The sequence below is a fragment of the Micromonospora lupini str. Lupac 08 genome (assembly GCF_000297395.2).
GTDB lineage: Bacteria > Actinomycetota > Actinomycetes > Mycobacteriales > Micromonosporaceae > Micromonospora > Micromonospora lupini.
Genome location: NZ_HF570108.1, coordinates 6,903,837 through 6,916,699 on the forward strand (window position 1 = coordinate 6,903,837; position 12,863 = coordinate 6,916,699).

Genomic DNA, 12,863 nt, shown 5'->3' on the forward strand with positions numbered 1-12,863 from the left:
GTCACCTGGACGATGGCACGCGATTGCGTGACGACGAAAAGGCGGGGCCCCGGTGGCTTGCGCCACCGGGGCCCCGCCCCTTGCTGCTGGTCGTGCTACTCGTCGGCGCCTGCCGCGGCGGTGCCGGCGGCGGTGCCACCGAGGTCGGCGGGGACGGCGTCCGGAACCTCGACCGGCTTGTCCGCGCCCCGGAAGACGAGCTTGGACTTGTCGATGTCCTCCGGGTCGCCCTCGCAGTCCACCACGACGATCTGACCGGGGGTCAGCTCGTTGAAGAGGATCCGCTCGGACAGGTTGTCCTCGATGTCGCGCTGGATCGTGCGACGAAGCGGACGGGCACCGAGCACCGGGTCGAAGCCCTTCTTGGACAGGTACTTCTTGGCGTTGTCGGTGAGCTCCAGACCCATGTCCTTGTTGTGCAGCTGGGTCTCGATCCGCCGGATCATGATGTCCACGATCGAGAGGATCTCGTTCTGACGCAGCTGGTGGAAGACGATGGTGTCGTCGATCCGGTTGAGGAACTCAGGCCGGAAGTGCTGCTTGAGCTCGTCGTTGACCTTCTGCTTCATCCGGTCGTAGTTGGACTCGGAGTCCTCCGACTGCTGGAAGCCCAGCGACACGGCCTTGGCCACGTCGCGGGTGCCCAGGTTGGTGGTCAGGATGATGACCGTGTTCTTGAAGTCCACGATCCGGCCCTGACCGTCGGTGAGCCGACCGTCCTCCAGGATCTGCAGGAGCGTGTTGAACACGTCCGGGTGGGCCTTCTCGATCTCGTCGAAGAGGACCACCGAGAACGGCCGACGCCGCACCTTCTCGGTCAGCTGCCCGCCCTCGTCGTAGCCGACGTAGCCGGGAGGGGCACCCACGAGGCGGGACACCGTGTACCGGTCGTGGAACTCGGACATGTCCAGCTGGATGAGGGCGTCCTCGCTGCCGAAGAGGAACTCGGCGAGCGCCTTGGACAGCTCGGTCTTACCGACACCGGACGGGCCGGCGAAGATGAACGAGCCCGACGGGCGCTTCGGGTCCTTCAGGCCGGCCCGGGTACGCCGGATCGCCTTCGAGACCGCCTTGACCGCGTCCTCCTGGCCGATGACGCGCTTGTGCAGCTCGTCCTCCATGCGCAGCAGGCGCGAGGTCTCCTCCTCGGTCAGCTTGTAGACCGGGATGCCGGTCCAGTTGCCGAGCACCTCGGCGATCTGCTCGTCGTCGACCTCGCTGACGACGTCCAGGTCACCGGCCTTCCACTCCTTCTCCCGCTGAGCCTTCTGGCCGAGGAGCTGCTTCTCCTTGTCGCGCAGCTGGGCGGCGCGCTCGAAGTCCTGCGCGTCGATCGCGGACTCCTTGTCACGACGCACCTGGGCGATGCGCTCGTCGAAGTCACGCAGGTCTGGCGGCGCGGTCATCCGACGGATCCGCATCCGGGCGCCGGCCTCGTCGATCAGGTCGATCGCCTTGTCCGGCAGGAAGCGGTCGGAGATGTACCGGTCGGCCAGGGTCGCGGCAGCGACCAGGGCCGCGTCGGTGATGCTCACACGGTGGTGGGCCTCGTACCTATCGCGCAGGCCCTTGAGGATCTCGATGGTGTGCGCCAGCGACGGCTCACCCACCTGGATCGGCTGGAACCGGCGCTCGAGAGCGGCGTCCTTCTCGAGGTGCTTGCGGTATTCGTCGAGCGTGGTGGCACCGATGGTCTGCAGCTCACCACGGGCCAGCATCGGCTTGAGGATGCTCGCCGCGTCGATCGCGCCCTCGGCGGCACCCGCACCCACCAGGGTGTGGATCTCGTCGATGAACAGGATGATGTCGCCGCGGGTGCGGATCTCCTTGAGCACCTTCTTGAGGCGCTCCTCGAAGTCACCGCGGTAGCGGGAACCGGCGACCAGCGCACCGAGGTCGAGCGTGTAGAGCTGCTTGTCCTTCAGAGTCTCGGGCACCTCGCCCTTGATGATCTTCTGGGAAAGCCCCTCCACCACGGCGGTCTTACCGACGCCGGGCTCACCGATCAGGACCGGGTTGTTCTTGGTACGGCGGGAGAGCACCTGCATGACCCGCTCGATTTCCTTCTCGCGCCCGATGACCGGGTCGAGCTTGCCCTCACGGGCGGCCTGGGTCAGGTTGCGGCCGAACTGGTCCAGCACGAGGCTGGTCGACGGCGCGGCCTCACCCGGCGCGGCGCCCGCAGCGGCGGGCTCCTTGCCCTGGTAGCCGGAGAGCAGCTGGATCACCTGCTGGCGGACCCGGTTGAGGTCGGCGCCGAGCTTGACCAGCACCTGGGCGGCGACGCCCTCACCCTCGCGGATCAGCCCGAGCAGGATGTGCTCCGTGCCGATGTAGTTGTGGCCGAGCTGCAGCGCCTCGCGCAGCGACAGCTCCAGCACCTTCTTGGCCCGCGGCGTGAACGGGATGTGCCCGCTCGGCGCCTGCTGGCCCTGGCCGATGATCTCCTCGACCTGCTGGCGGACGCCCTCCAGGGAGATGCCGAGGCTCTCCAGGGCCTTTGCCGCGACGCCTTCACCTTCGTGGATCAGGCCCAGCAGGATGTGTTCCGTACCGATGTAGTTGTGGTTGAGCATCCGGGCCTCTTCTTGGGCCAGGACGACAACCCGTCGCGCTCGGTCGGTGAACCGCTCGAACATGCCCTCGTGCTCCTCACGTGCCGTGCGCCTTGATGGTCAAGATCTTGGCGGGGCCGGTGCACGAACGTCCAGGACGGGCGTCCGTGCCTCCTTACTCTATCGTCGCTGACCGACTCAGCTGAGGTCGTGTCTCTCCGGTCTGGGTCAGTTCCACGTCGTTTTGCACAACCGTCCGCGCTCAGGAGGTGTTCCGGTACCCCTGGCGCTACGCGCAGAGCGAAATCCGACCGACTCCACGGAAGCCCTCTGCGGGGCCCCACGGGGCCCGGGGAGGGCCTCCGACGGCCTCCGGAGGCTCCGGGAGGGCCGATCGGTGGGACCGGGCACCGCTCCCGACCCTCGCGGGGGAAGCCTCGCCCGACCCTTTCGGGAAGTTGTCCACAGGTTGTGGATAGTTACTCCACCGCCTGTGGACAACGCCGGTCGGGCCGGAAAACGTCCCGATCCGCGAAACCCAGGCGAACCGATCCAGGAATCCCCCCAAACCGGACGTGGATACGGCGACGCCGGCCCGGAGGATGCTCCGGCCCGGCGTCGGTGTCGCCCTGCGGTGGCGGCTGCCACCGGTCAGCTCAACGGATCAGCGCTTGGCGTGGTACTCGTCGACGATCTCCTGCGGGATACGGCCCCGGTCCGAGATGTCCTTGCCGGCCTTCTTGGCCCACTCCCGGATCGCCTTGTTCTGCTCCCGGTCGGCAGTGGCGCCACCGCGACCGCGGGCGGCACGCCCACCGATCACCACGCCGCCGCGACCCACCTTGGTGCCGGCCCCGACGTACGGCGCGAATACGTCGCGCAATTTCGCGGCGTTGGCGCCGGACAGGTCGATCTCGTACTGAACGCCGTCGAGCGCGAACTTGACGGTCTCGTCAGCGTCCCCACCGTCCAGGTCATCGACCAGCTTGTGAATGATCTGCTTGGCCACGTCCCACATTCCTTTCGAGCAGGGCGCTCCTGCTTAACGAGAGCACAATAACCCCCGCGCTGCTCGTCGCGTCAATAGGAGGCCGTTACGACTCGCTGGGAGTTGGCGGCCGACTACTCCGGGCGGACCAACGGGAAGAGGATCGTTTCCCGAATTCCGAGGCCGGTCAGGGCCATCAAGAGCCGGTCGATTCCCATTCCCATACCCCCGGCCGGCGGCATTCCGTACTCCATGGCCCGGAGAAAGTCCTCGTCGAGACGCATCGCCTCGTCGTCGCCACGGGCCGCGAGCTGCGCCTGGGCCACCAGCCGCTCCCGCTGCACCACCGGGTCGACCAGCTCGGAGTACCCGGTGCCCAGCTCGAAGCCGAGGATGTAGAGGTCCCACTTTTCGGCCAGCCCCGGCTCGCTGCGGTGGCCCCGGGTGAGCGGGCTGGTCTCCTCCGGGTAGTCGCGGACGAAGGTGGGCGCCTGCAGGCCGGGGACGACCAGTTCCTCGAACAGTTCCTCGGCGAGCTTGCCGGGGCCCCACTTCGGATCCACGGCCAATCCCACCTTGTCCGCGTACTCCACCAGCCGGGAACGGTCGGTGCGGACCGTGACCTCCTCGCCGAGCGCTTCGGAAAGGGACCCGAACAGGGTCACCGATCGCCACTCGCCGCCCAGGTCGAACTCCCGCCCGTCAGCGTGGGTCACCACCGTCGAACCGCTGACCGCGATCGCCGCCTGTTGCACGAGATTACGGGTCAGCTCGCCGATCGTGTCGTAGTCGCCGTACGCCTGGTACGTCTCCAGCATCGCGAACTCGGGCGAGTGCGAAGAGTCGACACCCTCATTACGGAAGTTGCGGTTGATCTCGAAGACGCGGTCCACACCACCAACGACCGCGCGCTTCAGAAACAGTTCCGGAGCGATTCGCAGATACAGATCGGTGCTCAACGCATTGCTGTGGGTCACGAAGGGTCGGGCCGCCGCGCCGCCGTGCAGGAGTTGCAGCATCGGCGTTTCCACCTCGATGAAGCCCTGGCCGTGCAGTGAATCGCGCAGACTGCGCACCGCCGCCGCCCGCGTGCGGACCATCTGCCGGGCCTGCGGCCGGACGATCAGGTCGACGTAGCGCTGCCGGACCCGAGCCTCCTCGGAGAGCGGCTTGTGAGCCACCGGCAACGGACGCAGCGCCTTGGCGGTCATCTCCCACCGCTGCGCGAGCACGGACAGTTCGCCCCGGCGGCTGGTGATCACCTCGCCGGTCACGCCGACGTGGTCGCCCAGGTCGACCATGCGCTTCCAGGCCTCCAGCCGCTCCGGACCGATTCGGTCCAGGGAGAGCATGGCCTGCAACTCGGTGCCGTCGCCGTCGCGCAGGGTGGCGAAGCAGAGCTTGCCGGTGTTGCGTACGAAGATCACCCGGCCGGTGACCGAGACCTCGTCGCCGGTGGCGGTGTCGGTGGGCAGATCCGCGTAGCGGGCCCGGATCTCGGCCAGGGTGGTGGTGCGGGGGAAGCCGATCGGATAGGGCTCGACTCCCTCGGCGAGCATCCGGTCCCGCTTCTCCCGGCGGACCTTCATCTGCTCGGGAAGGTCGTCGGCGGGGTCCACTGGCACGGCGTTCTGCTCGCTCACGGCACGCTTCCTCGTCACGGGAGATACAGGGGGTCAGGCCCGAGCGTACTCAAGCGGTCCGGGGCCCGTTACCGGATAACCTGCCCGTCATGGTCGATCACACTCACGCCCTCTCCTTCGGTGCCGCGGCGAGCGATTACGACCGGTTTCGTCCCCACTATCCCGACGCCGCCATCCGGTGGGCACTCGACAGGCTCCGCGACGCACGGATCGTCGACCTCGGCGCGGGCACCGGCATCCTGACCCGCGACGTCCAGGCCCTCGGCCACCAGGTCGTACCCGTCGAGCCCGATCCGGGGATGCGGGCGCAACTCGCCCGCAGCACCCCGGGCACGACGGCGCTGGCGGGCAGCGCCGAGGCCGTGCCGCTGCCCGACGGGGCGGCGGACGCGGTGCTTGTCGGCACGGCGTACCACTGGTTCGACCGGGAGCCCGCGCACGCCGAGATCGCCCGGGTGCTGCGCCCCGGCGGCACCTTCGCCCCGGTCTGGAACATCCGGGACGACCGCGTCGACTGGGTGGCGGAGCTGGGCCGGATCGCCCACCTCGACGACAAGTCGGGCAACATCGTCGTGAAGTACGCGGACTTCGGTCCGGCCTTCGGCACCATCGAGACGCGCGAGTTCACGCACCGCACGACCCTCACCCCGGACGAGGTACGCGGCATGATCCGCACTCGTTCCTACTGGCTTACCGCCTCCGACGCGGATCGGCAGCGGGTCGAGGGGGAGCTGACCGAACTCCTGGCCACCCACCCCGCCCTGGCCGGCCGGGAGACAGTCGAGCTGCCGTACCGGACGTTGGTGCTGCGCGCCCGACGACGCTGAGGGTCTACAGGTTGCGTTCGTAGACCATCCGCAGGCCGATCAGCGTGATCATCGGCTCGTGGTGGGTGATGGTGCGGCACTCGTTGATCACCAGGGAGGCGAGGCCGCCGGTGGCGATCACCGCCTTCACCTCGCCCAACTCCTCGGTCATCCGCTCGACGATCCGGTCGACCTGCCCGGCGAACCCGAAGTAGAGGCCGGCCTGGAGGCACTCCACGGTGTTCTTGCCGATCACCGAGCGGGGCTTGGTGGCCTCGACCTTGCGCAACTGGGCCGCGCGGGCGGCGAGCGCGTCGAAGGAGATCTCGATGCCCGGGGCGAACGCGCCGCCGAGGAACTCGCCCCGGCCGCTGATCACGTCGAAGTTGGTGGTGGTGCCGAAGTCGACAACGATCGACGGCCCGCCGTAGAGGGTGAACGCGGCAAGCGTGTTGACCACCCGGTCGGCGCCCACCTCCTTCGGGTTGTCGATCGCCAACTGCACCCCGGTCCGCACGCCCGGCTCGACGATCACGCTCGGCAGGTCGGCGTAGTACCGGCCGAGCATGGTCCGCAGCGACCGCAACGCGGCGGGCACCGTGGAGCAGGCGGCCACGCCGGTGATCTCGACGTTGTCCCCGGCGAGCAGGCCCCGGAACATCAGGCCCAGCTCGTCCGCCGTCGAGCGGGCATCGGTCTTGATCCGCCAGGAGTGCACCAGCTTGTCGCCGTCGAAGGTCGCCAGCACGGTGTTGGTGTTTCCGATGTCGATGCAGAGCAGCACGCACGCAGCCTAGACAACTACTCGACGCGCAGGTCCAGCGCGATGTCCAGGATCGGCGACGAGTGGGTCAACGCGCCCACCGAGAGGAAGTCGACACCCGTGGCCGCGTACCGGCCCGCCACCTCCAGGGTCAGCCCGCCGGTCGCCTCCAGCTCCGCCCGGTCACCCACGGCGGCCACCGCCTCGGCCAGTACCTCCGGGGTCATGTTGTCGCAGAGCAGGAAGTCCGCCCCGGCCTCGACCGCCTCCACCGCCTCGGCGACAGTGATCACCTCGACCTGCACCGGCACCTCCGGGAACGCCTCCCGGACCCGTCGGTACGCCGCCGTGATGCCCCCGGCCGCCAGCTTGTGATTGTCCTTGATCATGGCCACGTCGTAGAGGCCCATCCGCTTGTTGGTGCCCCCGCCGGCCCGCACCGCGTACTTCTCCAGCGCCCGCAGGCCCGGCGTCGTCTTGCGGGTGTCCAGCACCATCGCCTTCGTGCCGGCCAGGGCGTCCGCCCAGGCACGGGTGTGGGTGGCCACCCCGGACATCCGGCAGAGCAGGTTGAGCGCCGTCCGCTCGGCGGTGAGCAGCAGCCGGGTCGGGCCGGTCACCGTCGCCAGCACGTCGCCGCGGGCCACCCGCTCACCGTCGCGGGCCAGCTCCGACACCTCGACGGTACGACCGGAGCCGGTCACGTCGCCCACCAGCTCGAACACGGCGGCGGCCACGGCCAGGCCGGCCACCACCCCGTCGGCGCGGGCCACCAGGTCGGCGGTGTCGGTCTGCTCCGCCGGGATGGTCGCCACGCTGGTTACGTCGAGGAAGTCCGGCCCCAGATCCTCGACCAGCGCGCCCTCGATCACCTGCCGTACGTGCGCCGGATCCAACCCCGCCGCCCGCAACGCCGTCTCCGTCGACTCGATCACGAGTTCCCCTCCCACTGCTCCGTCACCCGGCCCTGCGCCCCGACCGACCCGACCAGGTGGCCCAGCCACCGCTCGTCGGCCGTCGGGAAGTCCTCCCGCCAGTGGCAACCGCGGGTCTCACCACGGGCGTACGCCGCCGCGACAAGCGTCGACGCCACCGTGAGCAGGTTTGTCGCCTCCCAGTCGGCGGTCCGCGGTCGGCCCCGGGCCGCGCCCAACTCGGTGAGCGTTCCGGCCGTCCCGGCCAGCGTCGACGCCGATCGGAGCACCCCGGCCCCCCGGGTCATCGCCCGTTGCAGGGCCGGCGTCACCTCGGCGGGCAGCACCCAGCCCGCGCCACCACGCCAGGCGCCGGTGTCCGCCGGCTGAACCTGCTCGGGCAGGCCGGCCGCGATGTCCTCGGCGATCCGTCGGGAGAAGACCAGACCCTCCAGCAGCGAGTTGCTGGCCAGCCGGTTCGCGCCATGCACACCCGTGCAGGCCACCTCGCCGCACGCGTACAGGCCGGGGATCGACGTGCGGCCGCGCAGGTCGGTGCGGACGCCGCCGGAGGCGTAGTGCGCGGCCGGTGCCACCGGGATCAGGTCGGTCGCCGGGTCCACGCCGATCGCCAGGCAGGACGCCACGATGGTGGGGAACCGTCCGGCCAGGAAGTCCCCGCCCAGGTGCCGCGCGTCGAGGAAGACGTGGTCCGCGCCGGTGGCCAGCAGCACCCGGTGGATGCCCTTGGCCACCACGTCCCGGGGGGCCAGCTCGGCCAGCTCGTGCTGGCCCACCATGAACCGCTTGCCGTCGGAGTCCACCAGGTACGCGCCCTCACCGCGCAGCGCCTCGGAGACCAGCGGCTGCTGCGCGTGCCCGGCGCCGGGCACCCCCGCGCCGGGCGGGGTGATCAGGGCGGTCGGGTGGAACTGGACGAACTCCACGTCGGTCACCGCCGCGCCGGCCCGCATCGCCAGCGCCACCCCGTCTCCGGTGGAGACGGCCGGGTTGGTGGTGGCCGCGAAGATCTGCCCCATCCCGCCGGTGGCCAGCACCACCGCCCGGGCCAGCAGCGCGCCGACGCCGTCCTCACTGCCCTCACCGAGCACGTGCAGGGTGATCCCGCAGGCCGGTCCGAGCCCGTCCGGGCCGTCACCGGGGGCGCGCAGCAGGTCCAGCACCAGGGCGTGCTCGACCAGCCGGATCCACGGGTCGCGTTGCACGGCGGCGTGCAGGGCCCGCTGCACCTCGGCGCCTGTCGCGTCCCCGCCGGCGTGCACGATCCGGTCCGCGCGGTGCCCACCCTCCCGGGTCAGCATCAACGAACCGTCGGGGTGGCGATCGAACTCGGCGCCGATCCGCATCAGCTCCCGCAGCCGGGTCGGCCCCTCCTCGACGAGCACCCGGACCGCCGCCGGGTCGCAGAGCCCCACCCCGGCGATCTCGGTGTCCCGGGCGTGCGCCGCCGGGGTGTCCGCCGGATCGAGCACCGCGGCGATGCCGCCCTGTGCCCACCGGGTCGAGCCGTCGTCGATGTTGACCTTGGTGACGACCGTGACGTGCAGGCCCGCCTCACGCAGGTGCAACGCCGCGGTCAGCCCCGCCACCCCGGACCCCACCACGATCACGTCGGTGGTCTCCACCCAGCCGGGCTCGGGTGCGGCCAGCAGTCTGGGCAGGGCCGGCAGGTCGACGGTCGGTTGGTCCATCCCACCAGTCAACCCGAACGATCCTCGCCGGGGGCGGCGGGGGCGGGACGAGTGGTTTGGGCTACGCCGTCCGGCGCGGACCGCGCCGCGCCGACCGGACGGCAGTGCTCACTTCGTCCGCACCGGCAGGCCGGCCGGGCCCGCGCCCTTCAACGAAGCCGTCACCGTACGGTCGCTCAGCCACAGGTAGCAGCGGACCCCCCGGTCACCGACCCGCCAACGCCCCGCGCCGGGCGGGCGCACCACCACGCCGCTGCGGAACCGCAGGTCGGAGTCGTCCGGTACGCCGACATAGCGGCCGAGGACGCTGCGGCAGCCGGTGTAGAGCGGCGCCCAGTCGGCGTCCCTGGTCGGGTACGGCCGGTCCGGCGCACGCCACACGCCGACGAACTCGGCGTCGTGCCGAGCGCCGCACTCCACCGGGACCAGCGTCTGCACGCCCCGGCCCGCCCCGGTGCGGGTCTGCTGGCAGCCCAAGCGCAGCGCGGAGGCCCCCTTCAACGCGTCCCGCAGGCTGCCCGAGCGGACCACCACCGTTGCCGCCGCCTCGACAGTGGTCAGCTCGGTCAGGTCGCACCGGTACCAGCGGGAACCTGCCGCCCAGCCCGGCCCCGAGGGCAGCGCCACCGACAGCCGCAGTCGCCCGGCCCGCCAGTCGTCGCCCACGTACGCGGAGGCCCGGGTGTCGCACTCGGCGAACGCGCCGCGCAGCTCCACCGAACCGTTGGCCGGGGCGGCGGCCCGCTCGGCCGGGAACGCCCCCACGTGCACGGTCTCCACCCGGTGCGGGCCGGCGCAGTCCATCGGTTGATAGGCGGCCAGCGTGACCACCTCGACGAAGTCGGCGGCCTGACACACCCCGGCGGCCGGCGTGAACGCCGTGGCCGGTGGCAGCGCCGCCCAGTCGTCGGTCAGGTCGCCGTCCAGGCCACCGGACCCGGCGCAGCCGACAAGCAACACTGCCGTGACGGCAGTGGCGAACAGGGTCGTCATGGCACGGCGCATCGCGGCCTCCCCCAGCCACCTACCGGCTTCCGCCAGCGTGCTCAGGGTAACCGCACATGACCTTCCGGTGACAGACCGGAATCGCGTCCCGCGGGATCAGACTCCGGACACGGCGTACGGGTTGGGCATCGGGTCGCCGGCCGTGCCCGGGGCCGCCACGGCCGGGTTCGCACCCAGCTCGACGACCCGGTTGTCGGTGTCCACGTGCACCACCCGCGGCCGGTACGACCGGGCCTCGGCGTCGTCCATCTGCGCGTACGAGATCAGGATGACCAGGTCACCGGGGTGCACGAGGTGCGCGGCGGCGCCGTTGATGCCGATCACGCCGCTGCCCCGCTCGCCCGGGATGACGTACGTCTCCAGCCGGGCGCCGTTGGTGATGTCCACGATCGCGACCTGCTCGCCGGGGAGCAGGTCGGCGGCGTCGAGCAGGTCCTCGTCCACTGTCACCGAACCGACGTAGTGCAGGTCGGCCTGGGTCACCGTGGCCCGGTGGATCTTCGACTTGAGCATGGTCCGGAGCATCAGTCTCGCCTTTCGCGAAAAGATTGGTGGTGGGGGGCCGGGTCAGGCGCGAGGCGCGAGGTGGATCGCGGCGTTGTCGATCAAGCGCGTGGTGCCCACCCAGGCGGCGATCACCAGCCGGGCCGGCCCGGAGACCGGTCCCGGCTCCAGCTCGGGGTCGGTGAGCACCAGGTAGTCGAGCTGAGCGCCGGGCGCGCCGGCGCCGAACGCGGCGTGCGCGGCGGACAGCACCTCCCCCGCGTCCCGGCCGTCGTCGGCGGCCCGGGCCCCGGCCCGCAGCGCGGCGGACAGGCTCAGCGCCGCCGCCCGCTCGGGCTCGCTCAGGTATCGGTTGCGGCTGGACAGCGCCAACCCGTCCGGCTCCCGGACGGTGGGCACGCCGATCACCTCGACCGGGACGTCCAGGTCCCGGGCCATCCGTCGCACCAGGGTGAGCTGCTGATAGTCCTTCTCGCCGAAGAACGCCAGGTCAGGACGGGTGAGTTGGAGCAGCTTCAGGACGACGGTGAGTACCCCGTGGAAGAAGCCGGGGCGGCTCGCGCCCTCCAGCTCCCCGCCGAGCGGGCCCGGGTCGAGGCGTACCCGGGGCTGGCCGTCGGGGTACATGTCGGCCACCGACGGCGCGAAGACGAGGTCGGCGCCGGCCCGCCGGCACACCTCCAGGTCGGCGTCGAGGGTGCGCGGATACCTGTCGAAGTCCTCGTTCGGCCCGAACTGCAGCGGGTTCACGAAGATCGTCACCAGCACGTGGTCGACCTGGTCCCGGGCCGCGCGCAGCAGCGTCTCGTGCCCGGAGTGCAGGGCGCCCATGGTCATCACCACGCCGACGGTGCCCTTCAGCGCTGCCCGGGCCTCGGCCAACTCGGCGCGCGTGTGCACGACCTGCGTCATGCCGCCACCTCCCGGCTCGACTCGGCGAGCACGCCGAGCAGCGACTGCGCGTCCACCGGCCGCAGGCGGCCGGCGGCGATCGCCCGGTCGGCGGTACGCCGGGCCAGCGCCAGATACGCGGGGACCGACTCCGGCGCGGTGGCGGCCAGCCGGGCGAGGTGTCGCTCGACAGTGCCCGCGTCGCCCCGGGACACCGGCCCGGTGAGCGCGTCGTCGCCGAGGCGCAACGCGTTCTCCAGGGCGGCCCGCAGCAGCGGGGCGAGCACCTTCTCCGGACGGGCCACCCCGGCGTCCCGCAGCCGGTCGGTCGCCTCGTTCACCAGGGTGACCAGGTGGTTCGCGCCGTGCGCGAGCGCGGTGTGGTACAGCGGGCGGTCCGCCTCGGCCACCCACTCCGGCACGCCACCCAGGTCGGCCACCAGCCGGGCGGCAAGCGGGCGCAGGTCGGTCGGGGCGGTCACCCCGTACGAGATGCCGGCCAGCCGGGGCAGGTCGTCCGGCGTACCGGTGAAGGTCATGGCGGGATGCAGGGCCAACGGCCGGGCGCCGACCGCGGCGGCCGGCGCCAGCACGGCGAGACCGTGCGCGCCCGAGGTGTGCGCGACCACCTGGCCCGGGTGCAGGGCTCCTCGCCCGGCGAGGTCGGCGACCACTGCGGCCAGCGCGTCGTCCGGCACCGCGATCAGCAGCAGGTCGGTGGCGGCGCGGGCGACGGAGGCGACCGGGCTGGGCGGCACCTCGGGCAGCAGCAGGGCGAGACGGGCGCGGCTGGCCCCGGAGTCGCCCGCCACGGCCACCACCCGGTGCCCGGCGGCGGCGAGCGCGGCGCCCAGGACGGCACCGACCCGACCGGCGCCGACGACGCCGACCGTGAGCAGACGGGAAGGAGGGGCGCCGGTGACGGCGCGGTCCCGCGGTGTGGCAGGCCCAAACTGGGCGGCCGGGCGCGGGCGCAGCGGTGCGCTCATGACGACGATCCAGTCCTCGAGAAGGGGTACCGGTCGATCGCAAGTATGCGCCCGTGTCACGGGGCCGAAACAGGAGGTGTGAAAACGTTCACC

11 protein-coding genes are annotated in these 12,863 nt (G+C 71.3%); 1 reads left to right on the forward strand and 10 read right to left on the reverse strand.

Annotation, left to right across the window (positions count from 1 at the left end; translation table 11 throughout):
* Positions 1-95: 95 nt before the first annotated feature.
* The 3 genes from MILUP08_RS32740 to lysS form a co-directional block, all read right to left on the reverse strand.
* A complete protein-coding gene (locus MILUP08_RS32740) occupies positions 96-2,639 on the reverse strand; it encodes an ATP-dependent Clp protease ATP-binding subunit (RefSeq protein WP_007466056.1) in 2,544 nt (847 codons plus the stop codon).
* A 580-nt stretch (positions 2,640-3,219) separates the two neighbouring features.
* On the reverse strand, positions 3,220-3,564 hold the full coding sequence (locus tag MILUP08_RS32745; RefSeq protein ID WP_007466057.1) for a histone-like nucleoid-structuring protein Lsr2: 345 nt from the start codon (positions 3,562-3,564) through the stop codon (positions 3,220-3,222).
* Between the two features lie 113 nt (positions 3,565-3,677).
* The gene (gene lysS / locus MILUP08_RS32750) at positions 3,678-5,186 is read right to left on the reverse strand and encodes a lysine--tRNA ligase (protein ID WP_007466058.1); all 1,509 of its coding nucleotides are present in this window, start codon (positions 5,184-5,186) and stop codon (positions 3,678-3,680) included.
* Positions 5,187-5,275: 89 nt separating this feature from the next.
* On the opposite strand from lysS, the gene MILUP08_RS32755 reads away from it, so the two are divergent.
* A complete protein-coding gene (locus MILUP08_RS32755) occupies positions 5,276-6,013 on the forward strand; it encodes a class I SAM-dependent methyltransferase (RefSeq protein WP_007466059.1) in 738 nt (245 codons plus the stop codon).
* 4 nt (positions 6,014-6,017) lie between these two features.
* Here the strand turns inward: MILUP08_RS32755 and MILUP08_RS32760 are convergent, their stop codons facing one another.
* The 7 genes from MILUP08_RS32760 to MILUP08_RS32790 all read right to left on the reverse strand — a co-directional run bounded on the left by MILUP08_RS32760 (position 6,018) and on the right by MILUP08_RS32790 (position 12,770).
* Positions 6,018-6,776 (reverse strand): type III pantothenate kinase, encoded by a 759-nt coding sequence (locus tag MILUP08_RS32760; RefSeq protein WP_007466060.1) that lies wholly within the window; start codon positions 6,774-6,776, stop codon positions 6,018-6,020.
* 17 nt (positions 6,777-6,793) lie between these two features.
* Complete coding sequence (gene nadC / locus MILUP08_RS32765; RefSeq protein WP_007466061.1) at positions 6,794-7,690, reverse strand: carboxylating nicotinate-nucleotide diphosphorylase; 897 nt, start codon at positions 7,688-7,690, stop codon at positions 6,794-6,796.
* Positions 7,687-9,381, reverse strand: a complete 1,695-nt coding sequence (locus tag MILUP08_RS32770) for an L-aspartate oxidase (protein ID WP_007466062.1) — start codon at positions 9,379-9,381, stop codon at positions 7,687-7,689. Before MILUP08_RS32770 ends, nadC begins: the two co-directional genes overlap by 4 nt.
* Positions 9,382-9,489: 108 nt before the next feature.
* Positions 9,490-10,386, reverse strand: coding sequence for a septum formation family protein (locus MILUP08_RS32775; RefSeq protein ID WP_007466063.1), 897 nt, complete (start codon positions 10,384-10,386; stop codon positions 9,490-9,492).
* 96 nt (positions 10,387-10,482) lie between these two features.
* Positions 10,483-10,911, reverse strand: a complete 429-nt coding sequence (gene panD / locus MILUP08_RS32780; RefSeq protein ID WP_007466064.1) for an aspartate 1-decarboxylase — start codon at positions 10,909-10,911, stop codon at positions 10,483-10,485.
* A 42-nt stretch (positions 10,912-10,953) separates the two neighbouring features.
* On the reverse strand, positions 10,954-11,802 hold the full coding sequence (gene panC, locus MILUP08_RS32785) for a pantoate--beta-alanine ligase (RefSeq protein ID WP_007466065.1): 849 nt from the start codon (positions 11,800-11,802) through the stop codon (positions 10,954-10,956).
* A complete protein-coding gene (locus MILUP08_RS32790) occupies positions 11,799-12,770 on the reverse strand; it encodes a Rossmann-like and DUF2520 domain-containing protein (protein ID WP_007466066.1) in 972 nt (323 codons plus the stop codon). The genes panC and MILUP08_RS32790 overlap by 4 nt, the downstream gene beginning before the upstream one ends.
* Positions 12,771-12,863 lie beyond the last annotated feature (93 nt).

Excerpts from the sequence above, each read along its gene's own strand:
- MILUP08_RS32740 (WP_007466056.1), bottom strand. The coding sequence starts at position 2,639 with ATGTTCGAGCGGTTCACCGACCGAGCGCGACGGGTTGTCGTCCTGGCC.
- MILUP08_RS32755 (WP_007466059.1), top strand. The coding sequence starts at position 5,276 with ATGGTCGATCACACTCACGCCCTCTCCTTCGGTGCCGCGGCGAGCGAT.
- MILUP08_RS32770 (WP_007466062.1), bottom strand. The coding sequence starts at position 9,381 with ATGGACCAACCGACCGTCGACCTGCCGGCCCTGCCCAGACTGCTGGCC.
- MILUP08_RS32775 (WP_007466063.1), bottom strand. The coding sequence starts at position 10,386 with ATGCGCCGTGCCATGACGACCCTGTTCGCCACTGCCGTCACGGCAGTG.
- panD (WP_007466064.1), bottom strand. The coding sequence starts at position 10,911 with ATGCTCCGGACCATGCTCAAGTCGAAGATCCACCGGGCCACGGTGACC.
- panC (WP_007466065.1), bottom strand. The coding sequence starts at position 11,802 with ATGACGCAGGTCGTGCACACGCGCGCCGAGTTGGCCGAGGCCCGGGCA.
- MILUP08_RS32790 (WP_007466066.1), bottom strand. The coding sequence starts at position 12,770 with ATGAGCGCACCGCTGCGCCCGCGCCCGGCCGCCCAGTTTGGGCCTGCC.